This is a genomic window from Segniliparus rotundus DSM 44985, assembly GCF_000092825.1.
GTDB lineage: Bacteria > Actinomycetota > Actinomycetes > Mycobacteriales > Mycobacteriaceae > Segniliparus > Segniliparus rotundus.
In genome coordinates this window covers 1,010,744-1,026,914 of the sequence record NC_014168.1, presented here as the reverse complement: position 1 = coordinate 1,026,914, position 16,171 = coordinate 1,010,744, and the positions used below count along the sequence as shown (strand labels likewise).

The following is a 16,171-nucleotide window of genomic DNA, read 5'->3' as shown; positions in this document are numbered from 1 at the left end:
TTTCAGTTTTGTGTGCCACACTGTGCGGACTATGCTGTTTTTCTTAGGGAAGCGGCTGGCGGGAGCAGTTGTCCTCCTAGTTTTCGCGACGTTCTTGACGTTCGTGTTGGCTTCGGAGACATTCGATCCGATGGCTGCTTACAAGCAGCGCAACCCCCCGCCGCCCGCGGAGGCGATCCACGCCAAGGAGCATGAGCTGCGGCTCGACAAACCCGTGCTGGAGCGCTACGCGCTCTGGCTCGGCGACATCGGCCACGCCAGCTTCGGCAACACTGTCGCCGACACCCCAGTGGCCCCGGAGCTCGGGCACCGCATCGGCGTGACCCTGCGCCTCGTGCTCCTCGGAGCGCTCCTCGGCACCTTCTTCGGCGTGCTGCTCGGCGTGGCCTCGGCCGTGCGGCAGTACAAGTTCACGGACCGGGCCACCACCTTCGCGGCATTCGTCGTCCTTTCCGCCCCGGCTTTCCTCGTGGCGACGATCTTCAAGCTCCTCGCGCTGACCGCGAACTCGCTCATCGGGCGACAAGTCTTCCTGTACACCGGCGAGCAGTCCGCCACCGCGCCGCAGGGCTTCTGGGCGGGCTTCGCGGACTCAGGCCAGCACCTGGTGCTGCCGACCCTCACGCTCGCGGTCATCGAGGCCGCGATGTTCAGCCGTTACCAGCGCAACGCGATGCTCGACGTGCTCGGCAGCGACTTTCTGCGCACCGCGCGGGCGAAAGGGCTGACCAAAACGAAAGCCTTGTTCAAGCATGGCCTTCGCACCGCGCTCATCCCGATGACCACGCTCTTCGCTTTCGGTTTCGGCGGGCTGATCGCCGGAGCCACCTTCACCGAGCAGATCTTCGGCTGGAACGGCGTCGGCCGTTGGCTCATCGACGGGATCGGGAGCCAGGACACGAACATCGTCACCGCCGTCACCTTCTTCGCCGCCGTGGTCATTCTTCTCGCGGGACTCGTGGCCGATGTGGCGCAAGGCGTTCTCGACCCACGAGTGCGGGTGTCATGAAGAAACCGCCAGCCCAGGCAGCGGCGCAACCGCAAAAACCGCTCACCCGCGCCGCGCTCATCCGCGGCCGTTTCTTGTCGAACCGGCTCGCCGTCGCGGGCCTCGGCGTCCTCGTGCTCCTCTACCTCGCCGCCTTCCTCATCCCGCCCTTCTTGGCGTGGGACTACCAGGTCATCGACTACGGGCACGCGCTGGAGCCCCCCGGGGCGCGGCACTGGTTCGGCACGAACTCCATCGGCCAAGACGTGCTGGCGCAAACACTGCGCGGCCTGCAGAAATCCCTCACCATCGGCCTTCTGGTCGCCGTCATCGCCGCCGTCATCGCCGCCTTCGTGGGCTCGGTCGCGGGCTATCTCGGCGGGTGGGCGGAGCGGGCGATCAGTTGGGGGGTGGACCTTCTGCTCGTCCTGCCGGGCTTTCTCATCATCGCCGTCGCGAGCCCGTTGTTCCTCGGGCACAGCTGGCTCTTTTTGGTGTTGCTGCTCGCGATGTTCAGCTGGATGCTCTCCGCGCGCGTCGTCCGGGCCTTGACCATCAGCCTCAAGCAGCGTGAGTTCGTGATCGCGGCCCAGTACATGGGGGCCTCCCCCGCCAAGGTCGTCTTCTCGCACATCCTGCCGAACGTCGCGTCCTTCCTCATTATCGACACCACGCTGACCGTTGGCTCCGCGATCATGTCCGAGACGGGGCTCTCGTTTTTCGGCTTCGGCGTGCAACCCCCGGACATCTCGCTCGGCACGCTCATCGCCGAAGGCAGCTTCGCGGCGCTCCCCTTCCCATGGCTTTTCGCCTTCGCGGGCGGCGCGCTCGTGCTCACCGTGCTCGCGGCGAACTTCGCAGGCGACGGATTGCGCGACGCGTTCGACCCCGGCGCGCAGGCGGGGACACAGCAATGAACCGGACCGCCTCTCCGTTGCTGCAGGTCAGCAATCTCACCATCGCCATTGGCGCAACCGCTGTGGTGCGGGGGGTGGACTTCGCCGTTGACGAAGGCGAGGCGGTGGCTGTGGTCGGCGAGTCCGGCTCCGGCAAGTCCATCACCGCGCTCTCTGTGCTCGGCCTGTTGCCGGATTCGGCGAAAGCGACGGGGTCGATCCGGTTCCAAGGCGAAGAACTGCTCGGACAGTCGGACAAACAGCTCTCGAGAATCCGAGGGTCCGAGATCAGCATGGTCTTCCAAGACCCGCTCTCCTCCTTGACGCCCGTGTACACGGTCGGCGAGCAAATCAGCGAAGCGCTGCTTGTGCACGCGGGACGCAACGGGGCGGCGCGTCTGACGAAGCAACGCGCGTGGAGCAGGGCGGTGGAGCTGCTCGACCTGGTCGGCGTGCCAGATCCGCCGCAGCGGGCCAAAGCGTTCCCGCACCAGCTCTCCGGCGGGCAGCGCCAGCGCGTGATGATCGCGATGGCCATCGCGAACGACCCGAAGCTCATCATCGCGGACGAGCCCACCACCGCGCTCGACGTCACCGTGCAGGCGAGGATTTTGCGTCTGCTGCGCACAGCGCAGGAGATCACCGGGGCGGCGGTCATCCTCATCACCCACGACCTGGGCGTGGTCGCGGAGTTCGCAGACCGGGCATTGGTCATGTACGCGGGCAGGGTTGTGGAGTCCGCGCCGCTCGAACCGCTCTTCACCAGCCCCCGGATGCCGTACACCCTCGGGCTGCTCGGGGCGGTGCCCCGGATCGACGCGCCTGTCGGCTCCCGCCTCGTGCCCGTCCCCGGCACGCCTCCCCTGCCGTCTGAACTCCCGCCCGGCTGCTCCTTCGCGCCGCGCTGCCCCGTGAAGATCGACCGCTGCGACGAGGCGGAGCCGCCGCTCGCGGCAGTGGCGGAAAACCAGGCCGCCGCATGCGTGCGCTCGGACGATCTCATCGGCGCGGACGCGGCGTCGGTGTACCAGGTGCCGCCGTGGAACGAGGCTCCGGCGAAGCTCGAGCGACCTGCGGTCGTCGTGTCCGTGCAGGATCTGCGACGGACCTATCCGGTCACCAAAGGCCTGGTGTTCAAACGCCAGGTCGGCGAAGTGAACGCCGTTGCCGGAGTGAGCTTCCAGGTGCGCGAAGGCGAAGCGCTCGGCCTCGTCGGCGAGTCCGGTTGCGGCAAAACGACCACGATCATGGAGCTCATGGCCCTGCAGGCTCCGCAAGCCGGGCGGATCGAGGTCCTCGGGCACGATGTGGCTGCGCTCTCTCCGCACGAGCGCCGCGAACTGCGCCAGAACATACAGATCGTTTTCCAGGACTCGATGGCGGCTTTGGACCCTCGGCTTCCGGCTGCCGACATCCTCGCGGAACCGCTTCGTTTGTTCGGCATGCCCGAACCGCAACGTCGGGCGCGCGTGGCGGAACTGATCGACCTCGTCGGGCTCGACCAAGGGCACCTCGGCCGTTTCCCCGCGCAGTTCTCCGGCGGCCAGCGCCAACGGCTCTGCATCGCCAGGGCGCTCGCCTTGGCGCCGAAGATCCTCGTGCTCGACGAGCCGGTCTCCGCGCTCGACGTCTCCATCCAGGCGGGGGTGCTGAACCTGCTCTCGGACCTGCGCGCTGAGCTCGGCCTGTCCTACCTGTTCGTCTCCCACGACCTCGCCCTGGTCAAACAGGTCTGCGACCAGGTCGCCGTGATGCGGGCAGGCGAGATCGTCGAGCAAGGGCCGGTCGCCGAGGTCTTTGCGGACCCGAAGCATGAGTACACCCGCGAGCTGATGGCCTCCGTCCCCGTCCCCGACCCCGCAGCGGCGAAAGCGAGGCGCGCTTCATGAGACCTGTCGGCCGCCGCGCCATGCTGCTCGGACTCACCGGACTGCCGCTCCTCGCCTCCTGCGGTTTGGAGCTGACACGGCCGAAGCTCAGCGAAGACCCGACCCGCAAAGCCGACCCCGCCGCGCTGCGCCAAGGCGGCGTGCTGCGCTGGCCGTTGGACATGTTTCCGGTCAACTTCAATTACAACCAGGCGGACATGACCGGCTACACCGCAGCTGTCATCGGCGCGCTGATGCCGAGCAGCCACACGTCCGACCCGCACGGCAAAATCCGGGTCAACACCGACTACTTCACCGCGATCGAGCTGCGCGAAGACGCGAGGCAAACCGTCGTGTACACCATCAACCCGAAAGCCCATTGGTCCGACGGCTCCCCGATCACCTGGGAAGACCTCAAAGCGCAATGGCAGGCGCAGAGCGGCAACAACCCGGACTACCAGGTCTCCTCCACCACCGGATACCGGGACATCGCAGCCGTGGAGCGCGGCACGGATGACCGACAAGCAGTGGTGTCGTTCCAACGGAACTACGCGGACTGGCGCAGTCTTTTCTCGTACCTGTACCCGAAATCGACCAATGACGACACCGCAGCTTTCAACAAAGGGTGGATCCTCAACCTGTCCGGATTCGCCCAGACCCCGATCACGGCGGGGCCGTTCAAGATCGGCTCGTCCGACGCGGGACAGAAACGGCTCACCGTGGTCGCCGACCCGCACTGGTGGGGAGGCGCACCGAGGCTGGACAGCATCGTCTTTCTCGAACTCGCGCCCGACGCCCAAATCGGGGCCCTGCAAAACGATGAAATAGATTTCGCCTCGCTCGGCTCTTCGGCGCCGAACCTCGCCATTGCCGAAAACACCCGCAGCCTGGACATCCGCACCGGCCCGAACCAATTCCTGGGGAATCTGACGTTCAACGGGAAGCCCGGAGGGGTCTGCGCGGACATGCGCCTGCGCCGCGCAGTGGCCATGGGGGTGGACCGGGAACGCCTCGTGAGCACGCTTCTCGGCGCTGTGGTCGCGAAACCGGAAGCCTCCTACAACCTCGTCTTCATCAAGGGCTCCGAAGGCTACGAGGACCACCGCGCGGCGCTGCCCTACGACCCGGAGGCCGCCGCGGCCGAGCTGGACCGGCTCGGCTGGACGCAGCGGGGCCCGTTCCGGGCGAAAGAAGGCAGGCAGCTCTCGCTGCGCCTGGTCATCCCGGCGCAGTCCCCCTCGTCCACGAACAACGCGAAAATCTTGCAGCAGATGCTCGCGGAGATCGGGGTCGAACTCGTCATCGTGCCGGTGGCGGTCAACGGTTTCTTCCGCGACTACATCAACGCGGGGAACTTCGACCTCACCCTTTTCAGCTGGGGCCACACGCCGTACCCCACCGACATCGGATCCATCTTCGGCCTGTACCCGAAGGCGGACGGGACGTTGGACACCCAGCAGAACTACGGGCAGATCGGCAGCCCCGAGATCAACGACCTGATCGCGCGGATGCAACAAGAGCTGGACGTGGAAAAGATGCTCCGGATCGGCAACCAGATCGACGTCAAGATCGCGGAAATCGTCCATTCGATGTCGCTCTCCCAAGCGCCGGCGAACATCGCCGCGCGATCCGAGCTGCGCAACTTCGGCCCGGTCGGGATCGGGGACGTCGATTACACCGCCATCGGATACATACACTGAGCTGCGAGGAAGCGGGCTCGGCAGCCGACGGGGCGCACCTCCTCGCCGCCAGGGCAGCAAGAGTGCTAAAATGGAATAGTTCCAAATTAGGACACCCAAAGAAAGGACCGTCTGATGTCCAAAATCATCACCAGCCCCCTCAGCGAAGAAAACAAAAAGACCACCGCGGCCGCGCTGCAGGACGCGCTCGTGAACCTCATCGACCTCTCCCTGATCGGCAAGCAGGCCCACTGGAACGTTGTGGGATCGAATTTCCGCTCCGTCCACCTGCAGCTCGACGAGCTCATCGACCTGGCCCGAGGCTTCTCCGATGATGTCGCCGAGCGGATTTCCGCCATCGGCGCGAACGCGAACGGCCTCGCGAGCACCATCGTCTCGTCCGCGAAGACCAAAGGCTTCGCCACCGATTTCACCTCGACCTCGGAGATCGTCGGCGGCATCGTGGACAACCTCAAAATTGTCATCGACGTGGTGCGCGAAGGGATCGACGCGACCGAAGGCTCCGACCCGGTGAGCCAGGACTTGCTCATCGCCGTGGCGGACGGTCTGGAGAAGCAGCACTGGATGTGGCAGGCCCAAGAGGCGTAAGCCCAACAGAGCGGCCGATGTCCGCCGGTTCAGCGGCGGACATCGGCCCCCTCGGCTGGTGCGCGCCTTCCGAGTTCGCGCCCAGTTTGCTCGCGCCGTGCTCCAAGTGCCACAGCGACGGCACAAAAAGCGGCCACACGGCCATGGCGCACCACACCGCCGCGCCTGCCCACAGGTAGCACGAGATCCCCGCGAAATCGGCCAACGGCAACGCCGCCACTTGCCCGAGCGGCATGGCGATCCAAGAGCCGAGCGCGTCAAAAGAAGCAACCCTGGACAGTTTCTCCTCGGGAACGTGCTCCTGCATGGAGGTGTCCCAAGCGACGCCGAACACGCTGAACAAGGCCCCGGCGAAAAAACTCGCGGCCAAAAGCCAGTCCAAACCCGCCCCCAGCGCCATCGGGACCAGCGGCAGCGGGGTGAGCACGAGGCAGAGCTGCCCGAGGCGCATGAGCTTCACGATGTGCAGCCGGTACATGACAAGGTTCCCGACGAGGAACCCCATCGCCTCCGAGGCGAGCACCAAACCCCATCCCTGGGCCCCGAAGCTCCGTTCGGCGAGCACCGGGCCAAGCACGTCCCACGCCCCGGCCTGCACGAAGACGAGCCCGGCGAAGCCGACCACCACCGTCCAAATCCACGTGTGCGTGCGAAATTCCCCATAGCCCTCACGAAGCTCGGCGAACACCCCGCCCGGATGTTCTGGCCCGGCTTTGGGCAGCCGCAGCTGCGCCAGGCAGCACGCCGCGACGAGAAAACACCCCGCGTCGAGGACGAGCGCCCAACCTCCCCCGGCAGTGACCACGAGAAGCCCGCCGAGACTCGGGCCGAGGATCGTCGCCACTTGCCGGGTGGAGCCGAGGAGCGCGTTCGCCTTTCTCACCTGGCCTTCGGGGGCCACTTGGCCGATCATCCCGTAGAGGCCCGGACCGGTGAGCGCGGTGAGCGCCCCGTTGAGCGCCTCGGTCGCCATGATGGCGACGAGGTCAAAGTGCCCCGTGATGAGGATCGTCGCGGCGACCGCCTGGGTGGCGGCAGCCCCGAGATGCCCCACAAGCACGACCCGGTCCCTGGGGTAGCGGTCGGAGAGCACGCCGCCGAAGAGGACGAGCAGGATGAGCGCGAAGCTGCGCGCGGCGAGCACCAGACCGAGGTCGCCGCTGCGATGGGAGGCCTCAAGGACGGCGAAGGCGAGCGCGATCGGGGCGGCGTTGCTGCCGAAGAGCGAGGCCGAACGCGCCGCGAAGAACCAACGGAACTTCACATTCCTTGCGTTAAAAAGCCCTGAAATGCGCAAATAATCCTCATTGCCTTATCTCGCTACGCAACGAGTACGCAGCGGCCTACAACGGCCCGGTCATGCGCTGTGACCGAGGGCGTGGAGTTGAGGAGCGAGGATCGCGCTCATGGCATCTCGGCTTGACTCGTCGGCATCGGGCCACAGATGGCCGTAGGTGTCCAGTGTGGTCTTGGCGCTAGCATGACGCAAGCGAGTTTGTACGGTCTTGATGTCCGCCCCGCTAGCGATCAGATACGAAGCGTTGTAGTGGCGCAGATCGTGGAACGTGAACGTCTCTGGAAGATCAACCTTGCCAGACTCTCGAAGCTCCCGTATAGCCTGCTCAATGTACCGTGGTGCTACAGGGTCGCCGTTGTCGTGCGTCACCAAGTGCGTGTGATCCCCCGGCAGGATCGTCGTTGAGAGCAGCGTCACGAACTCTTGCGACACGGGGACGGGCGTGTTGCTCATCTCCGACTTTAACGGCTCATCTGGCCACTGCCGAACCGGATTGAACACGCGCTTAAAGAAATCCATATCCGTGCGCAACGCAGCGCCAGCCTCAGCGATTCTCAGTCCGACGAACGCACCGAGGAGCACAGCGGTTTTCAAGTGCCGAGGCAACTCGCCGTAGAGCGCCCATAGCGTTTCTGTGCTTATGACGTAGCACTTCTGTTTTCCACGGGGAGGGGCGGTCTTCCGAGAGAATGGGTTCTCCACCAGTTTCCTGTCATGCACTGCATCGCCGAAGATCTGCCTGCCTCTGCGGTGCAAAGAGTAGATGTAGCTATCTGCCAACCCCTCTTTCCTCAAATTGGTGATCCAGATTTTGACATCTGACGGCAGGATACTTCCTAGAACTCTGTGGCCGAATTCTTCATTGATTCTATTGATATGCACCTTGGCGGCTTTGACTGATGCATCTCGGTGGCCAGAATAGCCCTTTAACCACCGCTCGCACCACTGTTCCACTGTGATCTTCGCATCTTGCGCGGAAACATGGGTGCCTTGAACGAGGCTGGCGACTTGCTTGTCGAGCCAGACTTGCGCATCGGCCTTGCGGTCGAACGCCTTGGTCAGCTCTTGGCCATAATCGTCCACATAGCGGGCGCGCCAGCGTTTGCCCTTGCCGTGCAGTTTCGACGGCACTTTCTTACCGGTCTTCTTCCCCGTGGCCGGATCGACCTCGTAGACGGTCTTCGTCCAGAGGTCTTCGACGTTGGCGCGGCGGTTGCGGCGGACGGGCGTGTTGGCGTTCGGTGTAGTCATGTTCGGCTTGCCTTTCATGCTGGCTGTTGAATGCTCGCCGTTCATGGCCAGCGTTCTTCCGAGGGGGGTTCGGCGAAGTTGGCAGCGTTCCAAAGGTTGTCGAGCAGTGTTCGCCGTTCCTCAAGGCGAAGCCGATGTTTGCGATCCGCGTCCTTCAGGCGTTCGTCGTCGTCTGTGCTTGGTATCCAGCCGAATACGTGAAGTCCGATTTCACGGCCATGTTCTTCGGACGCTTCGCTCCATGCTTTCATTTTTTCCTCAGCCCCTTTGATCGAGGCCACTGCGTCTTTTACAGCTTCTTGGAAGGCGCTGAACGCGACGTGCTCGTTTATCCATGAGTCCGACGCTTCGCTGTCTTGGGCCTGGAGCACTTCCAGCGGCACCCTGAGCGCGGAAGCGAACGCGGTCGCCTCGGAGAATTTCAACGAGCGGGCGCCCTGCTCGATCCGCACGATGGTCTGCTGAGGCAAGTTCAAGCCGCGTTGCGCCAGTTCGTCCACTAGTGCTGTCTGCGACATTCCGCAGGCGGTGCGCAGGGCTTTGATTCGCCGTCCGACCAGCGCGTCAAAGTCGTCAATTTCCCACGGGTAGACGGTTTCCTCGCTCATCCTACCAACGATACGGCACTTGCTGTTGAAAAGCAACTACTTCGTGCTGTACAGTGATCTGCTGTCGGCATCCAACAACACAAGGAGGAACATGACCGGCGAGCAGATAACCCCGACCCCGTACCGCTCGGACGAACTGTTGACCACGCGACAAGTCAGCGAGCGGTTCGGAATCCCGATGTCCACGCTGAGGTGGGCACGTCACGCGAACAACCCGGACTTTCCGCCGTCGTTCGCGCTGTCGAAACGGCGGATCGTCTACCGCTTGAGCAGCTGCATTAAGTGGTTGGAGCAGCGTGAGGCGGCGACTCGGAAGGGGGGTGGTGCTGTGGCGTGAGCGAGTTTGCTGGATGGCCGCGCGCCCTGCTCTGAGGACGTTCTTGGCGGGATTGCCTCACAGCGGGGCGCGCGGTCGGAAAGCCGCATCAATGCAGATGAAAACAACTTTCTTCGAGACCTTAAGAGAGGACTCTTCCCTATGGTAACACTTGCTTTTCCCGATGATGGCCCTCACGGGGGCGCTGATTGGCGGGCGACCCGATCCGGGCTGGACCGCCGCCGCGACGCCGCGTGCCGGCTCGCTCCGTTCGAGTGCGGGTGTTCGGACCCGTGGCGGTGCCGTTGCGGCAGGGGTTCGGGCGAGCCGGACGGGCGTGTGGTCGACGTGGCCGTGCGGGCGTTCGAGCATTTGGAGTCGCACGGGCTGCCGCCGATGGTCGCGCGGGAGGACAAGCCCCTTCTGCGCGGGATGTGGTGGCAGAAAGGCCCGCGCCGGGGCATGGCCGAGCGTGTCGCGAAGTGGTGCGGGATCGAACGCGGATGAGCATGGAAGGAATCGAGGGGGTCGGCGCGGGCATCGCGCCGACCCCCGATCAGCCTGTGCAAGAGCAGCGGATGGACGGCGAGGACGAGGAACGCGAGCGGCCTGTGCCCGCGCGTCCGTTGCGTGTGGTGACCGCCGCCGAGATACGCGCTGAGAAGTTGCGGTGGCTGTTCGAGGGGTGGATTCTCGCGGGGGCGGTGAACGTGATCGCGGGCCGGGAGGGCATCGGGAAGTCGACCGTCGCCCTGGACTTCGCGGCGAGGGTGACCAACGGCGTGTGCGGCGAGCCGCGAAGCGTGATCTTCCTGGGCGTGGAGGACGATCTCGCCAGCGTCGTGAAGCCCCGGCTGATGGCCGCTGGCGCCGACCTGGACAGGGTGCTCTTCCCCTCGGTGGAGAAGACCGGGGCACCGCTTCAGTCCGCCATCGACCTGGTAGGGCTGCGCGGGCTGATCGAGGAGCGCGGCGTGGCGCTGATGGTGCTCGACCCCGCCACCGTCCTGGCCGGGGGGCGGCTGGACGGCAACGACGAGATGCGGGTGCGCGGCTACCTCGAACCGCTCATCCGCCTGGCGCAGGACACCGGCTGCGCGATCCTCGGCATACGCCACTTCGGCAAGCGGGAGAGCAACGACACCGGGAAGCTGATGCTGGGCTCCATCGCCTTCTCCACAGTGCCCCGCTCGGTGATCGCCGTCGCCGTCCACGGGGAGACCGAGCGGCTGGTGCTCACCAACACCAAAGCCAACAACGTCAAAGGGAAACTCTCCCTCTCCGCCGAGATCGTCGCCGCCGTCATCGAGACCGACGACGGGCCGATGGAAGTCGGACGCGTGCGCTGGCACGGCGGAACCGACCTGGACGCGCGAGACCTCCTCGCCGGGGACGAGGACAGCGAGGAGCGCGCAGAGGCCAAGGACTGGCTTTGGGACTACCTCAAAAAGGCCGGTGCGCCGGTCCTCAGGCAAGAGGTGGTGACCCAGGCCCACAAGGTCAAAATCAACGAGACGGCGCTCAAACGCGCGGCCAAAGCCATCCACGTCGTCTCCGACACACAAGGCTTCCCCCGAGTCGCGTATTGGAGCCTCCCCCAGTCGGGCCACCCGAAAGCGTCCGTGCCGCGCGCGGGCGGTGGCCCGACTGGACCGACTGGCGCTGAGCAGGGAAAACACGCCCTCCCCAGTTGGGTCAACGACCCGACTGGGGACCCGACTGCACAAACAACCTCCGAGCAGGGAGAACAAGTCGAATTCGAGGCCCTGGAAGCCCAGTCGGTCCAGTCAGGCCACGAGCACGGCGGCACGACCACGCAAGACTCCGGAACCGGGTTCGTCGCCTGTGCCGTATGCGGCAAGCCCGTCGAAGGCAACACCGTGACCCACGTCAAATGCGCGCTCAAAAAAGCAAACGGCAACACTGGGCAAGACCACTCGGGCGACGAGGACCACGACTATTGCGCGGTCTGCAACAAAGAGCTTGTCCGACGCATCGACCGGAGACTCGGCCTCTGCCAGTGGCACCAGCCAATCACAGCCGAGCGCAGAGAAGCGTTCAACAAACGCGCCAGCCGCGCGAACTCTAGACGCACGGGCTAACCCCCTGGGGGAGGCCCCCGCGCCAAGATCCCGGCACCATACCCGGCGCGAGGCGAACGGGAGGGCCGCGAGCTGACCCCTAGGGAAGCGGGCCATCGAGCATCGGCGGTGGGGCATGTTCTAGCACGAAGCCTTTCCTATGCCCGGTCTGGCATCATTGGCCTATGAGCGGGAAGGACAGTCCAAGAGCAGCTGATTTGGTGGAACGTCCCAGCTGGTGGGAAGTTCTCCTGGGCTTGAAGCTGCTCGTCGCGTACGTGATCCTCGGCGTCGTCGGGACAGGATTGATCGCCGGGCTTCTCTGGCTGGCCACGGCACCGCCTTCTACTAGGCAGGACCAGTCGACCACCGTCTTCGGGGTGGTCGCCTATGCGGTCATGGTCTTTTGGGTGCTCTTCTACTTGATCCGGTCTGCGACGTTGACCCTGGCGGTAGCTCTCACGGTGTACGGGGTGGAAGCGCCCGACTGGAAGAAGTCCATCGGGGCGAAGCATTATCGCACGGCCTTCTCCGGGTTGAAGTGGGCCGCTTTGGGTTTGGCCGGCATCACGATCCAGAAGATCGTGAACGTCGCCGGAGCGGCGAGGCATCACAACCACGACGAGTACCGGCTGAAATTATTCGCAGCCGTGGGAATGGTGGTCTTCTGCGCGTTGCTGTCGGTCTTCTTCGCCAAATGCACGGACGTGGCCGCTGACCTAAAACATGCTCCACGAGACGCGTATTGGCCCGCCGCCAGGGCCTCGATCCGCAAAACCCGATGGATGTTCGCCACGCCGTTCACACGTTGGCTGAAGCTGTCGAAGACAGGCTACAGAGGGCTTCGCGGCACCGTGGTCAGACTGAATACCCGTGATGTCTGGTTCTCGTCCATGCTCGTGGTGGTGCTGCTCCAACCACCGATCACTTTCCTTGCCTGGTTCGTGATCCTCATATTCCTCCCCTGAACCCCGATGGCCCGTCGAGCAGCCTGGAATCACCGCTGTGGTCGCGGACCACAGCCACGCCCGTTCGGGTGGCGGCGGGTAGCGTGTCGAACATGCCTGAGCACGAGCCACCGCTGGACGCAGAGCCTTCCGGATGTGATCAAGTGCCGAAGTCGGTTGTGCTGGCCTCGTGGGCTGCGTCCCTCCCGGTGGTGGTACTCGTCTCGGGATGGCTCATTGGCCGCTTCGGGCCGATCTCGGGATGGCGGAACCGGCTCGTCTTCTTTTCCGTCCCGATAAGCATCTTCCTCGCCGTGGTCTCCCTCGCGCTGACCATCGCAGCTTGGGGAGACGCCAAGAGCCCGCAGGCGAAACGGCGAGTGAGGATCGCTCTGGCGATCTCATTGTTGTTCGTGCTGGGATGCTGCGGCCTCTTCGCCGTCTACATGAGCGCGATGAGCGAACTGCAAAAGCAGTACGACAAACCCAACTGACCTAGGCGTATACGCGCACAGGTCAATAAACATTCACCCCCCGAGGGGGGAGAGAGCCCTCCAAACAGCCCGGAACCAATCCCGGCGCGAGGCGAACGGGATGTCTGTGACCTGAACGGCGCTAGGATCAGGGGCATGGGAACAGGCGGGACGCTCGAACCATCCGGACTCGGCTCAGACCTCTATCACGCCGTCGTCTACGAGCAGGGCCTCGCCGAAGGCGGCGAGCATATGATCGTCCTCTTCCCCTTGGACACCGACCACTATTACGCGGTGCTCGACGCCGCCCACGCCATCCCCACCACAGCCCGCGACATCACCGAAGCGGACAAGGATCTCGGCACGGACGAGTTCACGCGCATCACCGAATGGGAGCAGGTCCACACCGCCTACGGCCCAGGATGGCGGGCTCTCGTGACCAGCAGGGCGCAGTAAGGGCCAAGACCAACTAGACGGGGCTGGGCCGTGGATTTCGGCCGTTGCGTGTTATCGGTGCCCCTCTCCCATACTCCAGGGCATGAAAGAAATGTCAGAGCGTTCTGGAGTCGATCACACGAGTAGGAGAAGAAGGCCGTCACGGTGGGCTCGGTATGCGAAAAGCCTCTGGCCCAGGCTGAGGGCTCCAGCCGATCTCCGGCCGGAAGAGCGGCTAGGGACCAAGACTCAGCGGCTTTTTCTCCTTATCCGCCCTTGGCTGGTCATTCTTAGCTCTCGGCGGAACCCTCCTGTTCGTGGGAGTTCTCTACGGCGCGGTTACGGCCTTCACAGGATGGGGCCAGCAGCATCGGGGATGGGTCGGAATCGCCTTTGAACTAGGGGCGTTCCTCTTCATGCTAGGGTACCCGATGGGACTGGCTGGAAATTGTTGAGGCCCTGTTCAGCGCGTATGGCTTAGAACGTCCCGGAACGGGATCCTGGGATTTCTGGAACGCCCGAGCTTGATTGAACTGCGAGAATGGGCGTGAAAACCCTGGAAACACGGCCTTCCAGCCGATGCGGGCAGCTACGCTTTCGTCATCGCGGGAATGTGAAGCGATATCGCACCAGCCGGAGAGCCGGGGCACGTCCCGCTTCTAACACACCGAAGCTAGAGTTACTGGCTATGCCTCGCATTTTGGCCGCCACGATGCTTCTGTTTTTGACCTCGCTGCTGACCTCGTGTGACAGATCGGTTTCGCAGGGTCGCCCCGACTCCCATCAAGAGACGCCCTCGACTGCCGCCGTTCCACAGACACTCGAAGCCGCGACTGCCGCCGCACAGGAGTATGCCGACCGCCGTTCAGCCAACGATCTAGCGGGGGTCTGGCTCTTGTACGACAAGGAAGTTCGCGATGTGATCTCCCAAGCGGATTACGTCAGGTTGAACAGCACTTGCCGCAGCTCGATGCAGGATCTGCCGCTGAAAGCGGTGGGAGTGCGATTGGACGACAGCCAGCACGCGGTTGTCCGCGTTGGGACTATGGGCATTCAAGTGACCTTCAATATGGTGTACGAAGACGGCAAATGGCTTGTCGCGGCGACTGACGAGCTTCGGGCAGAGATCAAAAAGCCTGTCGATCAGATCATCGCTGATCGACGCGCAAGCGGCAAATGCGGCGATTCAGCCACTTCTCAGACCGGCGCGACTCCCTCTAGTCCGCCGTCAACCCCAACCCAATAAGGTATTTCGCCTTCGATCGCTACAACCGCGTCGTCGCCTCAGGGCTTCGTTATACCGAGCACTCACTGCGTCGTTTCTGCTTGCCGCCTCCTGACCGCACCTGCCCGCGAACCCTCCGAGACCACCCGCCACCCCCGACTGTCGCCTTAGACTCCACAGGGCAGTACCAGGAATGCCGGGGACCGCTCAGTTGCGCGGAAGAGGGGGCCAGGTTGTGTTTCACCTACTTCGATGTCGCCGTTCGATCCTGCGGTGATTGTGCGCCATCCAGAGGTGCCGTGCTCGGCTCGTTCTGCCCGCGCGGCTGCGCGGTTCTTCCGCCAAGTGCCTGGCAGAGCCATGAGCGGCGGCTACCTTGAGAGCATTCACCCGGAGCGGGTGGGCGGCGCGGACCCGGAGCGGGTGCAGGAGGCGTTGTTCGAGGCTGTCCGCAGATTAGGTGGCAGGGTGGGCGAGCTCGATAAGTTCACCCTTCCTCCGCAGAGGAAACGCTTCTTAAACCATCTCGACGGCAAGGACGCAGAGCGGTTCGCCCGAATCCTTTACGAGGAGCTGGGCAAAGCGGGACTGCTGGCCTGAGCGGTGCCGACCGCGTGAGTCTTGATGCTGTTCGCTGGGCTGGAAGCAGGATCTAGCTGCGTGAACGGGCGTTGTGCGCGATCCGCTGTGTTTTGTGTTTTTCTGCTATTTCTAAATATAGCGGTTTGTGCTATGCATGAAGGGGCGCGTAGTGCGCGATGTTCCGAGCCTGCGGGTTCGGTGGCCGACGTTGGCCCGTCGGCCACCGAACTGAGGTCATGGCCTCACCGCAGATTGCGGAACATCAGGATGACCTTGCTTGCGAAAGCAAGGACCATCCCGATGATGGCCATGATGATTGCAATTTCAAGTACTTGAATCATCTCGGCGTCACCTCCTCGGGTTAGCGCGCCCCAGAGCCTTTCTGGGGCGCGCTAACCATATACACGTCGAGACAGAGCGCGCCAGGGTCGAAATCCATATGGATTTCAACCCTTGACATCTGCAAATCGGCACATTCGCTGGTGCGAAGTGTCGGCTGCCTGCGGGTCAGAACGAGTCCTGCTCGCCCTTTGGAAACGAGCCCTGTCGGCGTGTCGCCTGTCTGCTGTCGGCGTGTCGGCTCTCGGAGCTAGGCGATCAGAGCGAGCATGGCCGTCCCGCGCACGACCACGAGGGGTTATGGCGAGCACTAGGACCAGTCACAGGGCTTACCGCCGCAAACGCGCGAAGACCCTGCGTGAGCAAGACACCTGCTCTTGGTGCGGGCAGTGGATCGACCCCGATGTGAGATACCCGGACCCTATGAGCGGCAGCGCAGACCATGTGGTGCCGGTCAGCTTGGGCGGCGACAACCTCGGAGAGCTCAGAGCCATGCACCTCGGGTGCAACCTAGAGCGAGGCAACGGCACCCGTAGGTCGCAGCCTGAGCGGCACGGGCGGCAGTGGTAGAGCTGTC

General features: G+C 64.0%; 17 protein-coding genes. 14 read left to right on the top strand and 3 right to left on the bottom strand.

What is annotated here, in order from left to right:
- Window positions 1–31 precede the first annotated feature (31 nt).
- The 5 genes from SROT_RS05260 (at window position 32) to SROT_RS05240 (ending at window position 6,040) form a co-directional block, all read left to right on the top strand.
- Window positions 32–1,009, top strand: coding sequence for an ABC transporter permease (locus SROT_RS05260; RefSeq protein WP_013137978.1), 978 nt, complete (start codon window positions 32–34; stop codon window positions 1,007–1,009).
- A complete protein-coding gene (locus SROT_RS05255; RefSeq protein ID WP_013137977.1) occupies window positions 1,006–1,905 on the top strand; it encodes an ABC transporter permease in 900 nt (299 codons plus the stop codon). The genes SROT_RS05260 and SROT_RS05255 overlap by 4 nt, the downstream gene beginning before the upstream one ends.
- Window positions 1,902–3,773, top strand: a complete 1,872-nt coding sequence (locus SROT_RS05250) for an ABC transporter ATP-binding protein (RefSeq protein WP_013137976.1) — start codon at window positions 1,902–1,904, stop codon at window positions 3,771–3,773. The genes SROT_RS05255 and SROT_RS05250 overlap by 4 nt, the downstream gene beginning before the upstream one ends.
- Window positions 3,770–5,452, top strand: a complete 1,683-nt coding sequence (locus tag SROT_RS05245) for an ABC transporter family substrate-binding protein (protein WP_013137975.1) — start codon at window positions 3,770–3,772, stop codon at window positions 5,450–5,452. Before SROT_RS05250 ends, SROT_RS05245 begins: the two co-directional genes overlap by 4 nt.
- Before the next feature lie 114 nt (window positions 5,453–5,566).
- Window positions 5,567–6,040 carry a Dps family protein gene (locus SROT_RS05240; RefSeq protein ID WP_013137974.1) on the top strand — a complete coding sequence of 158 codons (474 nt, stop codon included), beginning with the start codon at window positions 5,567–5,569 and terminating at the stop codon, window positions 6,038–6,040.
- On the opposite strand, the gene SROT_RS05235 is transcribed toward SROT_RS05240, so the two are convergent.
- From SROT_RS05235 to SROT_RS05225, 3 genes are all read right to left on the bottom strand, one after another.
- Complete coding sequence (locus SROT_RS05235; protein WP_049773291.1) at window positions 5,979–7,304, bottom strand: MFS transporter; 1,326 nt, start codon at window positions 7,302–7,304, stop codon at window positions 5,979–5,981. The two genes, SROT_RS05240 and SROT_RS05235, sit on opposite strands and share 62 nt — an antisense overlap.
- A gap of 93 nt (window positions 7,305–7,397) precedes the next feature.
- The gene (locus tag SROT_RS05230; RefSeq protein ID WP_013137972.1) at window positions 7,398–8,633 is read right to left on the bottom strand and encodes a tyrosine-type recombinase/integrase; all 1,236 of its coding nucleotides are present in this window, start codon (window positions 8,631–8,633) and stop codon (window positions 7,398–7,400) included.
- Window positions 8,630–9,196, bottom strand: a complete 567-nt coding sequence (locus SROT_RS05225; protein WP_013137971.1) for a helix-turn-helix domain-containing protein — start codon at window positions 9,194–9,196, stop codon at window positions 8,630–8,632. Before SROT_RS05225 ends, SROT_RS05230 begins: the two co-directional genes overlap by 4 nt.
- A 91-nt stretch (window positions 9,197–9,287) precedes the next feature.
- On the opposite strand from SROT_RS05225, the gene SROT_RS05220 reads away from it, so the two are divergent.
- The 9 genes from SROT_RS05220 (at window position 9,288) to SROT_RS16410 (ending at window position 16,164) form a co-directional block, all read left to right on the top strand.
- Window positions 9,288–9,533: a helix-turn-helix transcriptional regulator gene (locus SROT_RS05220; protein ID WP_013137970.1), complete on the top strand. Its 246-nt coding sequence runs from the start codon at window positions 9,288–9,290 to the stop codon at window positions 9,531–9,533.
- 141 nt (window positions 9,534–9,674) lie between these two features.
- A complete protein-coding gene (locus tag SROT_RS16415) occupies window positions 9,675–10,019 on the top strand; it encodes a hypothetical protein (RefSeq protein WP_013137969.1) in 345 nt (114 codons plus the stop codon).
- Window positions 10,020–10,021: 2 nt separating this feature from the next.
- Complete coding sequence (locus SROT_RS05215; protein WP_049773290.1) at window positions 10,022–11,614, top strand: AAA family ATPase; 1,593 nt, start codon at window positions 10,022–10,024, stop codon at window positions 11,612–11,614.
- A 164-nt stretch (window positions 11,615–11,778) separates the two neighbouring features.
- Entirely contained in the window at window positions 11,779–12,561 is a 783-nt protein-coding gene (locus tag SROT_RS05210; protein WP_148223356.1) for a hypothetical protein, read from the top strand.
- 92 nt (window positions 12,562–12,653) lie between these two features.
- Window positions 12,654–13,034 carry a hypothetical protein gene (locus SROT_RS05205; RefSeq protein ID WP_148223355.1) on the top strand — a complete coding sequence of 127 codons (381 nt, stop codon included), beginning with the start codon at window positions 12,654–12,656 and terminating at the stop codon, window positions 13,032–13,034.
- A gap of 135 nt (window positions 13,035–13,169) precedes the next feature.
- Window positions 13,170–13,469, top strand: coding sequence for a hypothetical protein (locus tag SROT_RS05200; RefSeq protein WP_013137965.1), 300 nt, complete (start codon window positions 13,170–13,172; stop codon window positions 13,467–13,469).
- 667 nt (window positions 13,470–14,136) lie between these two features.
- Complete coding sequence (locus SROT_RS05195; RefSeq protein ID WP_013137964.1) at window positions 14,137–14,694, top strand: hypothetical protein; 558 nt, start codon at window positions 14,137–14,139, stop codon at window positions 14,692–14,694.
- 231 nt (window positions 14,695–14,925) lie between these two features.
- Window positions 14,926–15,273, top strand: coding sequence for a hypothetical protein (locus SROT_RS05190; protein WP_041406967.1), 348 nt, complete (start codon window positions 14,926–14,928; stop codon window positions 15,271–15,273).
- A gap of 744 nt (window positions 15,274–16,017) precedes the next feature.
- A complete protein-coding gene (locus SROT_RS16410; RefSeq protein ID WP_148223354.1) occupies window positions 16,018–16,164 on the top strand; it encodes an HNH endonuclease in 147 nt (48 codons plus the stop codon).
- Window positions 16,165–16,171 lie beyond the last annotated feature (7 nt).